This is a genomic window from Bradyrhizobium sp. CIR48 (genome assembly GCF_014198315.1).
Lineage (GTDB): Bacteria > Pseudomonadota > Alphaproteobacteria > Rhizobiales > Xanthobacteraceae > Bradyrhizobium.
Genome location: NZ_JACIHG010000005.1, coordinates 280,125 through 297,350 on the forward strand (window position 1 = coordinate 280,125; position 17,226 = coordinate 297,350).

General features: G+C 64.6%; 16 protein-coding genes. 7 read left to right on the forward strand and 9 right to left on the reverse strand.

What is annotated here, in order from left to right; genetic code table 11:
• Window positions 1–7: 7 nt before the first annotated feature.
• From GGD66_RS17745 to GGD66_RS17770, 6 genes are all read right to left on the reverse strand, one after another.
• Window positions 8–712, reverse strand: a complete 705-nt coding sequence (locus GGD66_RS17745; protein WP_183258499.1) for an ABC transporter ATP-binding protein — start codon at window positions 710–712, stop codon at window positions 8–10.
• Window positions 696–1,427, reverse strand: a complete 732-nt coding sequence (locus tag GGD66_RS17750; protein WP_183258500.1) for an ABC transporter ATP-binding protein — start codon at window positions 1,425–1,427, stop codon at window positions 696–698. Before GGD66_RS17750 ends, GGD66_RS17745 begins: the two co-directional genes overlap by 17 nt.
• Entirely contained in the window at window positions 1,424–2,407 is a 984-nt protein-coding gene (locus tag GGD66_RS17755; RefSeq protein ID WP_018315619.1) for a branched-chain amino acid ABC transporter permease, read from the reverse strand. Before GGD66_RS17755 ends, GGD66_RS17750 begins: the two co-directional genes overlap by 4 nt.
• The gene (locus GGD66_RS17760) at window positions 2,407–3,240 is read right to left on the reverse strand and encodes a branched-chain amino acid ABC transporter permease (protein ID WP_244550725.1); all 834 of its coding nucleotides are present in this window, start codon (window positions 3,238–3,240) and stop codon (window positions 2,407–2,409) included. Before GGD66_RS17760 ends, GGD66_RS17755 begins: the two co-directional genes overlap by 1 nt.
• Window positions 3,241–3,436: 196 nt before the next feature.
• On the reverse strand, window positions 3,437–4,681 hold the full coding sequence (locus tag GGD66_RS17765) for an ABC transporter substrate-binding protein (protein WP_026201530.1): 1,245 nt from the start codon (window positions 4,679–4,681) through the stop codon (window positions 3,437–3,439).
• Window positions 4,682–4,770: 89 nt separating this feature from the next.
• On the reverse strand, window positions 4,771–5,586 hold the full coding sequence (locus GGD66_RS17770; protein WP_092259503.1) for a putative hydro-lyase: 816 nt from the start codon (window positions 5,584–5,586) through the stop codon (window positions 4,771–4,773).
• A gap of 119 nt (window positions 5,587–5,705) precedes the next feature.
• On the opposite strand from GGD66_RS17770, the gene GGD66_RS17775 reads away from it, so the two are divergent.
• The 4 genes from GGD66_RS17775 to GGD66_RS17790 all read left to right on the forward strand — a co-directional run bounded on the left by GGD66_RS17775 (window position 5,706) and on the right by GGD66_RS17790 (window position 10,053).
• Complete coding sequence (locus GGD66_RS17775) at window positions 5,706–6,623, forward strand: LysR family transcriptional regulator (RefSeq protein WP_092259506.1); 918 nt, start codon at window positions 5,706–5,708, stop codon at window positions 6,621–6,623.
• Between the two features lie 33 nt (window positions 6,624–6,656).
• Window positions 6,657–7,907 carry a Zn-dependent hydrolase gene (locus tag GGD66_RS17780; protein ID WP_183258501.1) on the forward strand — a complete coding sequence of 417 codons (1,251 nt, stop codon included), beginning with the start codon at window positions 6,657–6,659 and terminating at the stop codon, window positions 7,905–7,907.
• Between the two features lie 12 nt (window positions 7,908–7,919).
• A complete protein-coding gene (locus tag GGD66_RS17785; RefSeq protein WP_183258502.1) occupies window positions 7,920–8,831 on the forward strand; it encodes an NAD(P)-dependent oxidoreductase in 912 nt (303 codons plus the stop codon).
• Between the two features lie 148 nt (window positions 8,832–8,979).
• Window positions 8,980–10,053 (forward strand): malate/lactate/ureidoglycolate dehydrogenase, encoded by a 1,074-nt coding sequence (locus GGD66_RS17790; RefSeq protein WP_183258503.1) that lies wholly within the window; start codon window positions 8,980–8,982, stop codon window positions 10,051–10,053.
• 183 nt (window positions 10,054–10,236) lie between these two features.
• Here the strand turns inward: GGD66_RS17790 and GGD66_RS17795 are convergent, their stop codons facing one another.
• Window positions 10,237–11,310 carry a tartrate dehydrogenase gene (locus GGD66_RS17795; protein WP_183258504.1) on the reverse strand — a complete coding sequence of 358 codons (1,074 nt, stop codon included), beginning with the start codon at window positions 11,308–11,310 and terminating at the stop codon, window positions 10,237–10,239.
• A 154-nt stretch (window positions 11,311–11,464) separates the two neighbouring features.
• Here GGD66_RS17795 and GGD66_RS17800 point away from each other — a divergent pair, with 154 nt between their 5' ends.
• Window positions 11,465–12,241, forward strand: coding sequence for an SDR family oxidoreductase (locus GGD66_RS17800; protein WP_038972756.1), 777 nt, complete (start codon window positions 11,465–11,467; stop codon window positions 12,239–12,241).
• Between the two features lie 122 nt (window positions 12,242–12,363).
• Window positions 12,364–13,782, forward strand: coding sequence for an amidase (locus GGD66_RS17805; RefSeq protein WP_183258505.1), 1,419 nt, complete (start codon window positions 12,364–12,366; stop codon window positions 13,780–13,782).
• A gap of 184 nt (window positions 13,783–13,966) precedes the next feature.
• On the opposite strand, the gene GGD66_RS17810 is transcribed toward GGD66_RS17805, so the two are convergent.
• Window positions 13,967–15,073: an amino acid ABC transporter permease gene (locus GGD66_RS17810; protein ID WP_183258506.1), complete on the reverse strand. Its 1,107-nt coding sequence runs from the start codon at window positions 15,071–15,073 to the stop codon at window positions 13,967–13,969.
• Window positions 15,074–15,075: 2 nt separating this feature from the next.
• The gene (locus GGD66_RS17815; RefSeq protein ID WP_183258507.1) at window positions 15,076–16,263 is read right to left on the reverse strand and encodes an amino acid ABC transporter permease; all 1,188 of its coding nucleotides are present in this window, start codon (window positions 16,261–16,263) and stop codon (window positions 15,076–15,078) included.
• Between the two features lie 88 nt (window positions 16,264–16,351).
• Here GGD66_RS17815 and GGD66_RS17820 point away from each other — a divergent pair, with 88 nt between their 5' ends.
• A complete protein-coding gene (locus tag GGD66_RS17820) occupies window positions 16,352–17,224 on the forward strand; it encodes a MurR/RpiR family transcriptional regulator (protein WP_183258508.1) in 873 nt (290 codons plus the stop codon).
• The last annotated feature ends 2 nt before the right edge of the window (window positions 17,225–17,226 follow it).

A 17,226-nucleotide genomic window follows, 5' to 3' on the forward strand; every position in this document is an offset into this window, starting at 1 on the left:
CGAGCGGCTACAATCCGAGATACGCCTTCCTCACGTCGGGATTGCCCCTGATCTCAGCCGCGGAGCCCTGCATCAGCACGCGGCCGGTTTGCAGGATGTAGGCGCGGTCGGCGATCTCCAGGCACTCGGCCATGCGCTGCTCGACGATCAGAACGGTCATGCCGGCATCGCGGATGCGCTTTACGGCCTGAAAAATCTCGTCGACCAATTTCGGCATGATGCCCTGCGAGGGCTCGTCCAGCATCAACAGGCGCGGGCGCGTCATCAGCGCGCGGCCGATCGCCAGCATCTGCTGCTCGCCGCCGCTGAGCGTTTCGGCGCGCTGCTCCAGGCGTTCAGCCAGGCGTGGAAACAGCTGGAAGACGAGATCGAGCGGTCCTTCGCGGTTCGCCTCGCCACGGTAGAGATAGCTGCCGAGACGCAGATTGTCGCGCACCGACAGGCGCGGGAACAGGCGGCGATTCTCCGGCACATAGGCAATGCCGGTCGCCGTGATGTGGTGCTGCGCCATGCCGTCGAGGCGCTTGCCGTCGAACGTCACGGTGCCTGAGCGCGGACGCTCGGCACCGGCGATGGATTTGAGCAGCGTCGACTTGCCCGCGCCATTGGCGCCGGCGACGCAGACGATCTCGCCCTTCTGAACCTCGATCGAGATCGAGGAGATCGCGACCAGGCCCTGATAGGCGGTCGTGACTTCACGCACCGACAGCATGACGATCTCCCAGATATGCGCTGATCACCTTGGGATCGCGAACGACATCGGCGGGCTTGCCCTCGACCAGCACCTTGCCGAGATCGAGCACGATGGCGCGGTCGACCAACGGCATCACGATTTCCATGACATGCTCGACCATCAACACGGTGATGCCGGCATCGCGCACCTTGCGCACCAGCGCGACACCGGTCTGCGCCTCGGTCGGCGTCAGGCCGGTGAGGACTTCGTCGAGCAGCAGCAGTTTCGGCTCGGTCGCGAGCGCACGGGCGACTTCGAGCCGGCGTTTCTCGGCGGGCACGAGGTCGCTGGCAAGCACGTCGGCGCGCGCAGCGAGGCCGGTGAATTCCAAGACTTCATGCGCCTTGCGACGGGCTTCGCGCATCACGGTGTTGCGCACGAGGGCACCGACGATGACGTTGTCGATGACAGTCATGGTCTCGAAGCTCTTGACCACCTGGAAGGTGCGCCCTACCCCGCGCTGGCAGCGTTCGGCCGCCAGCATGTGGGTGACGTCCTCGCCGTCGAATAGAATCGAGCCTTGCGTCGGTGGCAGAACGCCGGCGATGAGATTGAACAGCGTCGACTTGCCGGCGCCGTTCGGGCCGATCAGGCCGACGATCTCGCCGCGGCCAACCGAGATCGAGACGTCGCTGTTGGCGACGAGGCCGCCGAATCGCTGCCAGACGCCGCGGGTTTCAAGAAGCGCGGTCATCGTGCGGCCCCCGTCTTCTTCGGGCGTGAGAACAGGCTGAGCAGTCCCCGCGGCAAGGCCAGCGAGATGAGGACGATCAGCGTGCCATAGACGATGAGGTCGACGCCGCGCCCGGAGCCGCCGAACTTGAAGCGGGTCAGCTCCGTCAGCGGGATCAGGATGGCGGCCCCTAACACCGGGCCCCACAGGGTGCCGATGCCGCCGAGCACGGCGGGCAGCGCCATCAAGAGCGAAAACTGGAAGCCCATGACGCTTTCAGGATCGATGTAGGAGACGAACTGGGCATAGAAGCTGCCACCCACCGCGACCAGGAAGGCGGAGACGGCGGCCGCGCCCATCTTGGAATTGAAGACGTCGACACCGAGGCTTTCGGCCGCCTCCGGATTGTCCTTCACCGCCCGCCACCAAAATCCCCATTTGGAGTTCTCCAGCCACCAGGTGACGAACCAGGCGAGGCAGCACAGCGCCAGTGCGAAATAGAAGTACGGCAGCTTGGTGCGCAGGAACTGGAATTTCAGCCAGCTGTCGCCGCGGATCGGGATCGTGATGCCCATCGCGGCGCCGGCCCATTCCCAGTTGTGGAACAGAAGCAAGCCGATCTCGGCGATGACGATGGTGGCGATCACGAAGTAATGGCCGCGCAGGCGGAAGAAGGGATAACCGAGCCCCATCGCGATCAGCGCCGACACCACGCCACCCGCCAGCATGCCGAACCAGGGCAGCACACCGAACTTCGTGAACAGCAGCTCGGTGGTGTAGGCACCCAGGCCGAAATACAGCGCGTGCCCGAGCGAGATCTGCCCGCAATAGCCGGACAGGATGTTCCAGCTCTGCGACAGTCCCGCATACATCAGGGTCAGGATCAGGATGTTCTGGACGACGACGTCCTTCACGAACAATGGCGTCAGCGCGGCAATCACGGCGAGCACCGCGGCGATGATGAGGTCGCGGCGGCGCCGCGCTGCAAAATCCTTGTCCATCAGATCGATCCGAACAGGCCGCGCGGCCGGATGAAGACGACCAGCAGGTAAACCGCGTAGATGCCGACCGATTTCAGCGACGGCGGCAGCACCAGCGCGGTGACCGCTTCGACGAGGCCGACGATGATGCCGCCGGCAAAGGCGCCGAACACGCTGCCGAAGCCGCCGAGCGCCACCGTGACATAGGCGATCAGCGCAAAGGACGCGCCGACATCGGGATAGATATAGAAGAAGCTCGCCATGATCGCTCCGGCGAGACCGACCAGCGCGGCACCAAGGCCCCAGCCGAACGCGAACACGCGGTTCTTGTCGATGCCGACCAGCGCGACCGCACCGGGATCTTCACGGGTGGCTTCCAGCGCGCGGCCGAAATCGGTGCGATGGATGAAGAAGTAGAGGCCGGCAAAGGCGAGAATCGAGACCAGCGCGCCAACCAGCTGCGGCTCCGGCAGGAAGATGCCGGCGACCGAGATAGTTTTGCCGCCGAGCCAGGATTGCGGAATGCTGCGATAATCAGGCGTGAAGAAGAACTGCGCCAGACCCCGCATCACGATGGCAAGGCCGAAGGTGGTGAAGATCTGCACCATGCCGGCGTTGGCCTTGGCCCGCATGGCAAAGCGTACAATGAGCAGGTAGATCACCGCTCCGAAGATAAAGAGCGCCGCGGCGACCAACGGCGCCGACAGCAAGGGGTCGATCGCGAAGAACGCGAACAGGAAGAAGGACAGATACATCGCGATCATCAGGAACTCGCCATGGGCGAAGTTCGTGACGTCCATCAGGCCGAAGATCAGCGCGAGGCCGACCGCGATCAGTCCGTACAGCAGGCCCATCAGGAGGCCGCTGGCAAGACTCTGGATAATGGCTTGGGCTGTCAAAAGTCTGTCCCCCGAAATAGATCCTCATCCCGAGGAGCGCGCACAAGCGCGCGTCTCGAAGGATGGCCCAGCCCTCGTCCTTCGAGACGCGGGCTACGCCCGCTTCTCAGGATGAGGGCCGGAGCTGCATCAGAGCTCCCGCGTCCCAGTCTTACTTCATCGGCCAGACCGCTTCCGCGATCGCGGCCTGCGGCGGGAAGATGGTGACGAACTTGCCGCCGATATATTGCAGCAGCACCGGGTCGGCGTCGTTGTTCTGGCCCATCTCGTCGAACTTGACGCGCTTCCAGGGCATGATGGTCTGCTCGCCCGGGATGTCGGTCGCGGCCAGCGCATCACGGATCTTCTCGCCGTCGGTCGACTTGGCGCGGCTGATGGCGTCGGCAAGGATGATCAGGCCCATGAACTGGCGCGAGGTGAGGTCGTTGAAGTCCTTGCCCGACCGCGTCTTGAACATCTCGTTGATCTTGCCGACCATCGGGCGCTTCTGCGCGAGGTCGAGCGAGAACGTGCCGCGCGAAATCACACCTTCGAGCTTGTCGCCGACGGCATCGTACAGCGCCTTCTCGGAGAAGCCGGCGTCCTGCGCCACGATCGCGTTCGGCTTGTAGCCGAGCTCGGCCATGGTCTTGACCAGGAGGATGCCGTCGGTGGTGTAGCTCGAGGGCATCAGCACGTCGGCATTCGCGGACTTGAGCTGCTGCACCTCGGCCGAGAGCGAGGGCGAGTTGGCGCGATACTTGATGTCGGTGACGATCTTGTAGGCGCGCTCGCCGGCGATCTTGGCCTGGGCGTTGCCGGAATCGGTGCCGAAGATCGTGTCCTCGTGGAACAGCGACAGCGTCTCGATCTTGGTGCCCTTCTTCTTCATGGCGTCGAAGAAGTCGAACATCGCGGCCGAATACATCTCGTCATGCGGCGCGGCGCGGAAATAATACTTCAGGCCGCGGCGATGCAGGCTCGGCGAGGAGTTGTCGGCGGACACGAACGGGACCTGGTAGCGCTCGCAGATCTGGCTGACGGTGACGGCGACGGCGCTCTGATAGGTGCCGATGATGGCGGAGACCTTCTCCTGCGTGATCAGGCGCTCGGCTTCGGCTCGGCCCTTCTGCGGATCGGCCTGGTGATCGGCGAACACGAGGCGGACTTTTGCGCCGCCGAGGCCCGGCAGGCCCTCGCCCTTCGCCAGCGGCAGGTCGAAATCGGTGTCCTTGTTGATGACCTCGAGCGCGGTCTCATAGGCTTTCTGCGCGTCGACGCCCTGCTGCGCGCTGCCGCCGGAGAACGGATAGATGACGCCGATCACGACTTCCGAAGTCTGTGCGCGCGCCGCCAGCGGCACAAGTGCAGCGGTCGCGGTGGCTCCCAACAACACGTCGCGGCGAGTGATCGTCATGGCAAAGTCCCCTGTTACTGAATTTCGTCTGATCGGATGAAGCGATTGATGGATGCGGTAAAGCCCGAAGAAGCAGCAAACGCTGCCCCCTAAATCACGGCCATGGTCCTGTTCTTGAGATCCGTCACCAGCATCAGGCCGGGCGAATGCGTGATCGCGAACGGAAGCTTGGCGGCGTTGATCACCGATTGCGGCGTCACGCCGCAGGCCCAGAACACCGGAATCTCGTCGTCGGCGACCGGCACCGGATCGCCGTAGTCCGGCTTGGCAATGTCCTTGATGCCGATCAGATGCGGATGGCCGAGATGGACCGGCGCGCCGTGCACGGCGGGATAGCGCGAGGTGATCTGCACCGCGCGGATCGCATCCGCCGGCTTGAAGGGACGCATCGAGACCACCATGGGACCAGCGAACGGACCGGCCTCGCCGCAGGCGATGTTGGTACGATACATCGGCACGCGCACATTGCGCTCGATGTGCCGGATCGGCATGCCCTCGTCGAGCAAGGCTTCTTCGAACGAGAAGGAGCAGCCGAGCACGAAGGTCACGAGATCATCGCGCCAATGCTTCGTCACATCGGTCGGCTCGTCGACGACCTCGCCGTCGCGCCAGACGCGGTAGCGCGGCACGTCGGTGCGGATGTCGAGATCGGCGCCGAGCGAAGGGATGTGCGGACTGCCGACATCGGACATGCCGATGATCGGGCACGGCTTCGGATTGAGCTGGCAGAAGCGATGAAAGGCGCTGGCATATTCCGCCGGCAGGATCGCCAGATTGCCCTGGACGAAGCCGGGGGCGACGCCGGCGGTGGAGGCGACCAGCCCTTGCCGATAGGCAAGCCGCGCCTTGCGGCTCGGAAGGGCGTCGGGCGTTTCAGTTTGCTGCACTGCCACCAAAACAGTCATGTAATCGACCTGCCTATAAACTCGACAAAGACAGCCAACACCAAGCGTGCTATAAAGTCTAATCGTCCTTTCTAATCGATATCGATAAATTCATTTTATCGACGAGGAAAATCCTTCCAATGCTGGACTTCAGGTCGATCGAGACTTTTCTCTGGGTCGTAAAGCTCGGCAGCTTCCGTGGCGCTGCAGCACGGCTCAATACGACCCAGCCGGCGATCTCCCAGCGCATTGCCCAGCTCGAGCGCGAGATGGGCGTGAAGCTCCTCAACCGCGACCACCGCGTCGCCTCGCCGACACCGAGCGGCCGGCAGATGATGGTCTATGCGGAGAAGCTGATCGGCCTGCGCGCCCAGATGATGGCGGAGATCGGCGATCGTTCGGCGATGCGGGGCGTGATGCGGCTCGGCGTCGCCGAGACCATCGTGCACACCTGGCTGCCGCGCCTGGTGAAGAGCGTGAACCAGGTCTATCCGAACCTGTCGCTGGAGATCGAGGTCGACATCACGCCCAACCTCACCGCGCGCCTGCTCGCGCAGGAGATCGAGCTTGCCTTCGTGGTCGGACCGCTGTCGGCGTCCGGCGTGCATAATCGCGTGCTCGCCGATTACCCGATCGGCTTCCTCGCAAGCCCTTCGCTCGGCCTCGGCAAAGGCCGGGTGACACCGGCGGAGCTTGCTCGGTTTCCGATCATCACCTTCCCGCGCAAGACCAAGCCTTACGAGGTCGTGCGCGAGGTGTTCGACCGGCCGGAGCTGCCGCCGATCCGGCTGCACGCGTCCGCATCGCTCGCGACCGTCATCCACATGGCGGTCGAAGGCCTCGGCGTCGCCGTGATCCCCGACGCGATCGTCGAGAGCGAGCTCGCCGACGGCCGGCTGCAGCTGCTCGACACCGATCTTGCGATCGCACCGCTGACGTTCACCGCAAGCTGGCTCGCCTCGCCCGACGTCGTCGCCGTGGAGCGCGTCGCCGAGCTTGCACGGCAGATTGCGCAGAGCAGCCTCGCAGTTGACGCGCCCGCGCTGGCGCGTCATTGAAAAAGGCGCCGGACAATCGAGAGACCCCACCGCATGAGCCGAGCCGCCACCAATCTGCAAATCGATTCCGCCCGCCTCTGGGGCTCCATCCACGAGACCGCGCAATTCGGCGCGACGGCCAAAGGCGGCGTGCGGCGGCTGACACTGAGCAGCGAAGACAAGCTGGTGCGCGACTGGTTCCGCAAGGCATGCGAGGACGCCGGGCTCGAAGTGCACACCGACGCACTCGGCTCGCAATTCGGCCTGCGCAAGGGCCGCGACATGTCGAAGCCGCCTGTCGGCATCGGCTCGCATCTCGACACCCAGCCGACCGGCGGCAAGTATGACGGCATTCTGGGCACGCTCGGCGCACTTGAAGTGATCCGCACGCTGAACGATGCCGGCATCGAGACCGAAGCGCCGATCTGCGTCGTCAACTGGACCAACGAGGAAGGCTCGCGCTTCGCACCCGCGATGATGGCCTCCGCCGCCTATGTCGGCGACTTCACCACCGACGATATTTTGTCGCGCAAGGACGCCGAGGGCACGACCGTCGGCCAGGCGCTGGACAGCATCGGCTATCGCGGCGACAAGCCGGTCGGCTTCCAGAAGCTCGGCTGTTTCGTCGAGCTGCATATCGAGCAGGGCCCGATTTTGGAGGCCGAAGGCAAGACCATCGGCGTGGTCGATTCCGGCCAGGGCGTGCTGTGGTACGACGGCAAGATCTCCGGTTTCGAGAGCCATGCCGGATCGACGCCGATGCCGCTGCGGCGCGACGCGCTGGCGACGTTGTCGGAGATCGTGCTGGCGATGGAATCCATCGCGAAGAAGCACGGCCCGAACGCGGTCGGCACCATCGGCGAAGCCGTGATCGCAAATCCCTCGCGCAACGTCATTCCCGGCGAGATCGCCTTCACCATGGATTGCCGCAGCGCGGACGGCGCCATCATGGACGCGCTCGATCGCGATCTGCGCGCAGCCATTGCGGAGATCGCCGGGCGCCGCAAGGTCGAGGTCAAGATCGACCTGGTCTGGCGCAAGCCGCCGACGCATTTCGACCCCAAGCTGATCTCGGCAGTCGAGAACGCGGCAAAGACGCTCGGTTATTCCTCGCGCCGCATCACCTCCGGCGCCGGCCACGACGCCTGCAACCTCAACACGATCATGCCGGCGGCGATGGTGTTCGTGCCCTGCAAGGACGGCATCAGCCACAACGAGCTGGAGGATGCCACGCAGGGCGACTGCACTGCCGGCACCAACGTTCTCATGCATACCGTGCTGGCGATCGCCGGCGTCGCGTCCTGACCGGAGAGAGCCATGCGCGGAGTTTTCGTCGACGCCAATGAAGCGCTTGCCGTGATCATGGAACGGCTGGAGAAGCCCGGGGATCCCAAGGTGCGGATCCACAGGGATCCCGATATCAAGCCCGAGCAATATCCTGACATCCTCGACGGCGCCGAGATCGCCATCGTCGATCACACCGCGCTGCCGACCGAGGTGGCGAAGAAATGTGCGGGGCTGAAGCACGTCGTGTTCCTCGGCACCGGCGCGCGCAGCTACATGAACCCGGAGGAGCTGGCAGAACTCGGTATCTCCGTGCACCTGATCAAGGGCTATGGCGACACCGCGGTCGCTGAATCCGCAATCGCGCTGATGTGGGCCTCGGCCCGCGTCATCGCGATGATGGATCGCGAGATGCGCGGCGGCAACTGGCTGCGCGAAGACGGTATGCAGCTCACCGGCAAAACGCTCGGCCTGATCGGCTTCGGCGGCATCGCCGCCGAGGTCGCGCGCATTGCGTCCGGCAGCGGCATGAAGGTGATCGCCTGGAATCGCTCGCCGAAGAGCCATCCGGGCGTGGAATTCACCGATCTTGACAGCGTGCTGGCAAGGAGCGACGTCGTGTCGCTGCATCTGCTGCTCAATGACGAGACGCGCGGCATGATCACGCGCGAGAAGATCGCAAAGATGAAGCCGGGCGTCATCTTCGTGAACACCGCCCGCGCCGCGATCGTCGACGAGCAGGCGATGATCGACGCGCTGAAATCGGGCCACATGCGCCATGCCGGCCTCGACGTCTTCAACACCGAGCCTCTGCCCGGCGATCATCCGCTGACAAAAATTCCGAACGTGACGCTGTCGGCGCATTCCGCCTTCCGCACGCCGGAGGCGAGCGAGAACCTGATTGAAGCCGCATTGGTTCATTGCCGCCGCATCGTGAATTCGTAGGGTGGGTTAGCCTTGCAGGTGCGCAAAGCGCATCTGCGAGGCGTAACCCACCTCTTTAGTTTCCGCGGAGACAGAAGTGGTGGGTTACGCCTTCGGCTAACCCACCCTACGCTCCCCGCCAAATTGTGAAAGGATAAGAGCAATAACAATGGCCGACTATCGCACCATCAAGGCAGAGCCGCTCACCAACGCCATCCGCGCCATCGTCAAGGCAGGCGGGTCTTCGGACCGCGAAGCCGAGCTCGTGGCCACCAATCTGGTCGAGGCCAACCTCAAGGGCCATGACTCCCACGGCGTCGGCATGATCCCGCGCTATGTCCAGAGCGTCACCAATGGTGGCCTCGCCGTGAACGCGCACGTCAAGATCGTGCTCGACACGGGGCCGCTCCTCACCCTCGACGGCCTCACCGGCTACGGCCAGGTGATCGGTCATGAAGCCATGGAGCTGGCAGCCGACCGCGCTAAGCGAAACGGCGTGTGCCTCGTCGGCCTCTCCAATTCGCATCACATCGGTCGCATCGGCCACTGGGCTGAGCAGTGCATCGACCACGGATTGGTCTCGATCCACTTCGTCAACGTGATCTCGCGCCCGATCGTGGCGCCCTGGGGCGGCAGCGATGCGCGCCACGGCACCAACCCGTTCTGCGTCGGCATCCCGCGCGCCGGCAAGGACCCGATCGTGCTCGACTTCGCCACCAGCCGGATCGCGCAGGGCAAGACCCGCGTCGCCCACAACAAGGGCGTCGCGCTGGAGCCAGGCACCATCATCGACAATGAAGGCAAGCCCACCACCAACCCGCGCTACACCGTGATCCCGCCGCATGGCGCGATCCTGCCGTTCGGCGAGCACAAGGGCTCGGGGCTCGCGCTCGTGTGCGAAATCCTCGGCGGCGCGCTCTCCGGCGGGCAGGTGGTCAAGGGCCCCTCCGACGGCAAGTACAACGTCCTCAACGGCATGCTCTCGATCGTCATCGATCCCGGCAAGCTCGGCACCGGCGAAAACCTCGCGCGCGAAGTCGAGAGTTTTGTTGCCTGGCAAACCGGCTCGCCGCCTGCCCCCGGCGTCGACAAGGTCAGAATCGCCGGCGAGCCCGAGCGCGAGACCAAGGAGAAGCGCCTTGCCGAAGGCATTCCGGTCGATCCGACCACCTGGCAGGAGATCATCGAGGCCGGGAAGAAGTTCGGGCTGGATCAGGCCGCGATCGAGAACATCGCTGGCTGAAAGGCGCGGGGCACGCCTCTCTTCCCTTCTCCCCTTGTGGGAGAAGGTGGCGCGAAGCGCCGGATGAGGGGTTCGTGCCGCGAAAAATTTTTGAGAGGTTTAACTCCGCGGAGAGATACCCCTCACCCGTCTCGCCGCTACGCGGCGAGCCACCCTCTCCCACAAGGGAGAGGGTAAAGAGCCTCAATCCACCATATCCGCGACAGCCTTGCCGCAGGCCGTGGTGTCGGCGTTGCCGCCGAGGTCCTTGGTGCGGAGCGTGCGTTCGGCCAGCGTGCGCTCGATCGCCTCGACGATCGATTGGCCGGCTTCCTTCTCGCCGAGATGCTCGAGCATCATGGCGCCCGACCAGATCGCGCCGATCGGGTTGGCGATGCCTTGGCCGGCGATATCAGGCGCCGAGCCGTGCACCGGCTCGAACACCGAGGGGAAATCGCCCTCGGGGTTGATATTGCCTGACGGCGCGATGCCGATCGTGCCGGTGCAGGCCGGACCGAGGTCGGAGAGGATGTCGCCGAACAAATTGGAGCCGACCACGACGTCGAACCAATCCGGATGCAACACGAAGTTCGCGGTGAGAATGTCGATGTGGTACTTGTCCCACTTCACGCCCGGAAACTTCTTCGCCATCGCTTCAACGCGCTCGTCCCAATAGGGCATGGTGATGGAGATGCCGTTGGACTTGGTCGCCGAGGTCAAATGCTTCTTCGGCCGCGACTGCGCGAGCTCGAAGGCGAACTTCAGGATGCGGTCGACGCCGGTGCGGGTCATCACCGTCTGCTGGGTGACGAACTCGCGGTCGGTGTCGGGGAACATGCGGCCACCGACGGAGGAATATTCACCTTCGGTGTTCTCGCGCACCACCCAGAAATCGATATCGCCGGGCTTGCGGCCCGCCAGCGGCGACGGCACGCCGGGCATCAGCCGCACCGGGCGCAAATTCACGTACTGGTCGAACTCCCTGCGGAACTTGATCAGCGAGCCCCATAGCGAGACGTGGTCCGGGATCTTGGCCGGCCAGCCGACCGCGCCGAAATAGATCGCATCGTGCTTGCCGATCTTCTCCTTCCAGTCGTCAGGCATCATCTGGCCGTGCTTCTCGTAATAGTCCCAGGACGAGAAGTCGAAATGGTCGAAATGCAGGGAGACCCCATGCTTCTTCGCCGCGGCCTCCAGGACGCGCAGGCCCTCGGGCATCACTTCCTTGCCGATGCCGTCGCCGGGAATGACCGCGATCCGGTATTGTTTCTTGCTCATCGAGAACGTCCTTGGTTGGTCCGGCAGTCGCCGCCTTTTGACCGCATTGCAATGGACCAAACGCAGCGGCAGTGCAACGCTGCACTGCAATGTTGACCATGGCGCGGCCAAGCGCCTACTGATTTCATCCTGTTCCTATCCTGCGAGTACCCTCATGGATCTGCATCTGCGCGGCAAGCGCGTCCTGATCACCGGCGCGTCCAAGGGCATTGGCGCCGCCGCCGCCGAAGCGTTTGCCGAGGAAGGCGCGCACCTCCTGCTCGCCGCCCGCAACGGCGACCAGCTCAAGGCGCTGGCCGAGCGCCTGCGTTCCGCCCACCAGATCGATGCCGCAACGAGCATCGTCGATCTTCGCAAGGCCGAGGATCTGGCGCGGCTTGCGAAGGAAGCCGCCGACATCGACGTGCTCGTCAACAATGCGGGCGACATCCCCGGCGGCTCGATCGACAAGATCGACGAGGCGACCTGGCGTCACGCCTGGGAATTGAAGGTGTTCGGCTATATCAACCTGACGCGGCAGATCTACGCGCAGATGAAGGCGAAGGGCGGCGGCGTGATCGTCAACGATATCGGCGCAGCCGGCGAAAAGTTTGACGCCAATTACATCTGCGGCAGCGCCGGCAATGCCGCGTTGATGGCCTTCACCCGCGCGCTCGGCGGAAAAAGTCTCGCCGACAACATCCGCGTGGTCGGCATCAATCCCGGCCCCGTCGGCACCGATCGCCACGTCACCCTGCTCAAGACGCGGGCCAAGCACCAGTTCGGCGACGAGAACCGCTACAAGGAATTCCAGAAGAGCCTGCCGCTCGGCCGTCCCGCGCATGCGCGCGAGATCGGCGATCTCATGGCGTTCCTGGCATCGGACCGCGCCGGCTATACGTCGGGCGTGATCTACACGGTGGACGGCGGCATCAGCGCTGGCTGGGGCTAACTCTATCCGCATCATTGCGAGCGAAGCGAAGCAATCCAGATTGTTGCCGCGGAGGGACTCTGGACTGCTTCGTCGCTTCGCTCCTCGCAATGACGAACACCATAAGCACAGGAGTAAAGTAATTGTCTCAAGACCTGATCCGTGAAACCGCCTGCGCCGTCGTCGACAAGCTGCGGTCCGGCGATATCTCGCCGCTCGAGCTGCTGGATGTTGCGGAGAAGCGCATCAGTGAGGTCGACGGCAAGGTGAACGCGCTGCCGACCCTGTGTTTCGATCGGGCGCGGGACAACGCCAAGGCCTTGATGCGGAAGCCGGCCGGCGCGCGGGGGCTGCTCGCGGGCCTGCCGGTGCCGATCAAGGATCTGACCGACGTTGCGGGCGTGTTGAACACGCAGGGCTCGCCGATCTTCAAGGACAATATCCCCGCCAAGTCCGACCTTATGGTCGAGAATCTCGAGGCCAACGGCGCGATGGTCTACGCCAAATCCAACACGCCGGAATTCGGCGCCGGCGCCAACACTTTCAATGAAGTGTTCGGCGCAACCCTCAATCCCTGGGATACTTCAAAATCCGCGGCGGGCTCTTCCGGCGGCGCGGCCGTGGCGCTGGCCACCGGCATGGCCTGGCTGGCGCAGGGCTCCGACATGGGCGGCAGCTTGCGCAGCCCCGCGGCTTTCTGCGGCGTCGTCGGCATGCGCCCGAGCATCGGCCGCGTCGCGCATACCCCCAAATCCGGCATCGATCGCAATCTCGGCGTGGTCGGCCCGATGGCGCGCAGCGTCGAGGACCTCGCGCTGCTGCTGGATGCGATGAGCGGCGATTATGCGGACGATCCGCTGTCGCTGCCGGCGCCCACGACCTCGTTCCTGTCGGCGGCTCAGTCCGGCAAGAAGCCGAAGCGCATCGCCTATTCGCCCGATCTCGGCATCACGCCTGTCGATCCCGAGGTGAAGGCGATCACGCGCAAGGCGGCGGAACGCTTTGCCGAGGCCGGCGCCATCGTCGAGGAGGCGCATCCGGACTGGCGCGAGGCGCATGAATGCTTCCACGTTCTGCGCGCCTTCGATTTCGCGATCACCAAGGCCAATCTGCTGCGCACCAAGCGCGACCTGCTCAAGCCCGAGGTGATCTGGAACATCGAGGAAGGCCTCAAGCTGACGGTCGAGGAGCTCGAACGCGCCGAGGCCCAGCGCGTCGGCATGACGGCGCGCGCGGTGGAGTTCTTCAAGACCTATGATTTGCTGCTGACGCCCACCACGATCGTGCCGCCCTTCCCGATCGAGCACCGCTATGTCGCCGAATGCGCCGGCAAGAGATTCGACAATTACGTCGAGTGGCTCGGCATCGTCTACGCCATCACGCTCGCCTGCTGCCCCTCGCTGTCGCTGCCATGCGGCTTCACGGCGTCGGGCCTGCCGGTCGGCGTGCAGGTCGTCGGCGCGCCAAGGGGCGATGCGCAGGTGCTCGCGGGCGCGAAGGTGCTGGAGGATATTCTGGGTCTGCGCGGCACCACGCCGATCGATCCGAAGGTGAGGAAGTAATTCCACTCTACACCGCGCGCTCCGTAGCACCCTCTCCCCTTGTGGGAGCGGGTGGCTCGCCGCATAGCGGCGAGACGGGTGAGGGGTATCTCTCCACAAGGGACTCCCTCGCCGTCTGAATTCGACGATAGAACCCCTCATCCGGCGCTTCGCGCCACCTTTTCCCACAAGGGGAGAAGGAAGATCACCTCCCGCTCGTCGCTTCCAGGCTACGGCTGTACCGCGACATCGCGAAGCAGAACACAAAGTAGATCGCAGCGACGAAGATATAGACCTCGACCGAAAACTGTTGCCACGCAGGATCGATGATCGCCGTCTTCGCCGTCGTGAGCAGATCGAAAATGCCGATGATCAGGACGAGGCTGGTGTCCTTGAAGAAAGCGATGAAGGTGTTGACCAGCGGCGGGATGACATGGCGGATCGCCTGCGGCAGGACGATCAGCCGGTTCTTGCGCCAGTAGGACAGCCCGAGCGCGTCCGCCGCTTCATACTGCCCGCGCGGCACGGCCTGAAGGCCGCCGCGGATGACTTCGGCGAGATAGGCGCCCGCGAACAGGATGATCGCGATCTGTGCGCGGAGCAGCTTGTCGATGTTGAACCCGCTGGGCATGAACAGCGGAAACATCACGCTCGCCATGAACAGCAGGCTCACCAGCGGCACACCGCGGATCAGCTCGACATAGAGCACGCTGAGCGAGCGGATCGCCGGCAGCTTCGAACGCCGGCCGAGCGCGACGAGAATGCCGAGCGGGAAGCCGAAGGCCAATCCAAACGTCGCCAGTATCAGCGTCACCGGCAGACCACCCCAGCGATCCTGCGAGACGAAGGAAAGGCCGAGCACGCCGCCCCACATCAGCACGCTGATGAGCGCGAGCGCGCCGATCCAGAGATAGATGAGTTCGCGCCGCCACAAAACGCGACGGGTCGAGAGAAAGTACAGTGCGATGAACAGTACGACCGACAGCGCCGGCCGCCACTGCTCGTCGAACGGATAGGTGCCGAACAGGATGAAGCGGTACTTTTCGGGAATGATCGCCCAACAGGCGCCGAGGCCGCGCACCGCGCGGCAGGCGCTGGAATCGTTTGCCGGGGTCAGCCACACGGCATTGGCGATGCCCCACTGAACGAAACTGAAGATGCCCTTGGCGAGGATCGCCAGCAGCACGACGGTGAGGATGCCGTTCGGGATCGACGAGAACAGATTGGTGCGCAGCCAGCGCAACGCCGGATTCCCCATCTGCGGGCGGCGGGCGGCGCGCGGCACTTCCGGCATGTCGGTGATCGCGGTCATGCTCAGCGCTCCACCAGCGCGATGCGCGCATTGTACCAGTTCATGAAGAAGCTGATGGAAAGGCTGATGGTCAGGAACACCGCCATGATCAGCGCGATCGCCTCGATCGCCTGCCCGGTCTGGTTCAGCGTGGTGTTGGCGATCGAGACCACGTCCTGGTAGCCGATCGCCACCGCGAGCGAGGAATTCTTGGTCAAATTGAGATACTGGCTCGTCATCGGCGGCACGATGACGCGCAGCGCCTGGGGCAGGATGATCTGCCGCAGCATGAAGCTACGGCGCAGGCCAAGCGCGTTGGCGGCATCCCACTGCCCGCGCGGCACCGACTGGATGCCGCTGCGCACGATCTCGGCAATGAAGGCCGACGTGTAGGTGACGAGCGCGATCAGCAGCGCGAAATATTCTGGGGCGAGCGTCAGCCCACCGACGAAATTGAAGCCGCGCAGCTCGGGCCACTCGATCTTCCAGGACGCGCGAAGCAGTACGGACACCAGCACGGGCAACGCGATGATGAAGCTCACCGCAAAGGGCCATACCGGCCGCGGCTTGCCGTCGCGCATCTGCTGCGCGATCAGCCATCGCCGGATGAGATAGACCACGGCAAGGCCGAACACCGCCGTGCCGAGCACCCAAAGCTGGGGCGGGCCAAGCGGAATGGCCGGCAGGATCAAGCCGCGATTGGACAGGAACACGCCCTCGACCGGCCGCCATGCCGCGCGCGCGGCCGGCAGCGCCTGCATCAGCACATACCAGAACAGGAGTTGAAGCAGCAGCGGGATGTCGCGGAGCGTTTCGACATAGACGGCGGCAAGTCGTGACAGCAGCCAATTGGCCGACAGTCGCGAGATGCCGATCAGGGTGCCCAGGATGGTCGCGAGCACGATGCCGATCACGGCGACGCGCAAGGTGTTGCCGATGCCGACGACGAAGGCCCAGAGATAGGTGTCTCTCGGATTATAGGCGAGCAAGCTGTCGGCGATGGGCATGCCGGCCTCGCGTCCGAGGAAGGCAAAACCGGTCGTGATGCGGCGCGCCGAAAGGTTGGTGACGGTGTTGGACCAGAGAAAGCCGGTGACCGCGAGCGCGATCCCGACCACCAGCACCTGCCAGAACAGGCCCTGCAGCTCGCGGCGTCCCCATGCGCCGAACAGGCGGCGGCGCGGTGGCGGTCTCGGCGTGTCCGATGTCACGGCACAAAAACCCTTCTCGAGAGGCAGCGATTTCCGGCGGCGCACGTCAACTGTTGCACCAATCTATATTTCGTGCAACAAATGTTTCATGGCCGAGCCCGCGAAATCCTCGCCGCTGAGCGAACTGCGCATTGCATTGCCATCGCTGCCGATGCGGCTGCAGGAAGTCGGGCGCTTCGTCGCCGCCAACGATTATGACGCCACCACCCGTTCGATGCGCGACCTCGCGGCGGAAGCCGGCGCCGATCCCGCCGCGTTCACGCGGCTCGCCAAGGCGATCGGTTATTCGGGCTGGGACGAATTGCGCGCGGCGCTGACCGAGGCGCGGCGACCATCGCAGACCTCGCCCTTCTCCGGCCGCGCCAGAAGCCGCCGGCCCGGTCCGAACGCCGATGTCGCGCTCGTCACCGACAAACTCGAAGCCGAGGCCGCCGGCCTTCCGCGCATTCCGGCCCAGCCGATCGCGGAGGCCGCGCGCTCCCTGCATGAGGCCAAGCGGATCTGGATTGCCGGCTATCGCAGCTGCCGCAGCGTTGCCGAGCTCCTGAACTACGAGCTTCGGCTGTTCCGCCCCGAGCAGGTGCAACTCGTCGGCGTGTCCGGCCCCGACGATCTCGACCTCGGCGCCTTCCGGCCGGGCGAAGCCGTCATCGTCATCGGCTTCCTGCCGTACACCCATGCGAGCGTCCGCGTCGCGCAAGCCGCCCACCGCAGCGGCGCGACGCTGATTGCCATCGCGGACAGCCTCTCTGCGCCGATGGCCGAGGGCGCCGACCATTTGCTGCTGTTCGAGGCGGCCTCCTCTCCCGGCTTCTTCCCGAGTCTCACCGGCGCGATCGCGATCGCGCAGTCGCTGGCTGCCGTGACGTTCTCGCTCGGCGGCGCCGCCGCGAAGAAGCGCCTGGAGAATACCGAGGCGCGGCTCACCGCTGCCTCCATCTACGTCTCAGAGAAAGGTTGACC

Bases quoted from the DNA above. Each gene is read 5' to 3' on its own strand.
- GGD66_RS17745 (WP_183258499.1), bottom strand. From the start codon at position 712: ATGCTGTCGGTGCGTGAAGTCACGACCGCCTATCAGGGCCTGGTCGCG.
- GGD66_RS17750 (WP_183258500.1), bottom strand. From the start codon at position 1,427: ATGACCGCGCTTCTTGAAACCCGCGGCGTCTGGCAGCGATTCGGCGGC.
- GGD66_RS17755 (WP_018315619.1), bottom strand. From the start codon at position 2,407: ATGGACAAGGATTTTGCAGCGCGGCGCCGCCGCGACCTCATCATCGCC.
- GGD66_RS17760 (WP_244550725.1), bottom strand. From the start codon at position 3,240: ATGGGCCTGCTGTACGGACTGATCGCGGTCGGCCTCGCGCTGATCTTC.
- GGD66_RS17765 (WP_026201530.1), bottom strand. From the start codon at position 4,681: ATGACGATCACTCGCCGCGACGTGTTGTTGGGAGCCACCGCGACCGCT.
- GGD66_RS17770 (WP_092259503.1), bottom strand. From the start codon at position 5,586: ATGACTGTTTTGGTGGCAGTGCAGCAAACTGAAACGCCCGACGCCCTT.
- GGD66_RS17775 (WP_092259506.1), top strand. From the start codon at position 5,706: ATGCTGGACTTCAGGTCGATCGAGACTTTTCTCTGGGTCGTAAAGCTC.
- GGD66_RS17780 (WP_183258501.1), top strand. From the start codon at position 6,657: ATGAGCCGAGCCGCCACCAATCTGCAAATCGATTCCGCCCGCCTCTGG.
- GGD66_RS17785 (WP_183258502.1), top strand. From the start codon at position 7,920: ATGCGCGGAGTTTTCGTCGACGCCAATGAAGCGCTTGCCGTGATCATG.
- GGD66_RS17790 (WP_183258503.1), top strand. From the start codon at position 8,980: ATGGCCGACTATCGCACCATCAAGGCAGAGCCGCTCACCAACGCCATC.
- GGD66_RS17795 (WP_183258504.1), bottom strand. From the start codon at position 11,310: ATGAGCAAGAAACAATACCGGATCGCGGTCATTCCCGGCGACGGCATC.
- GGD66_RS17800 (WP_038972756.1), top strand. From the start codon at position 11,465: ATGGATCTGCATCTGCGCGGCAAGCGCGTCCTGATCACCGGCGCGTCC.
- GGD66_RS17810 (WP_183258506.1), bottom strand. From the start codon at position 15,073: ATGACCGCGATCACCGACATGCCGGAAGTGCCGCGCGCCGCCCGCCGC.
- GGD66_RS17820 (WP_183258508.1), top strand. From the start codon at position 16,352: ATGGCCGAGCCCGCGAAATCCTCGCCGCTGAGCGAACTGCGCATTGCA.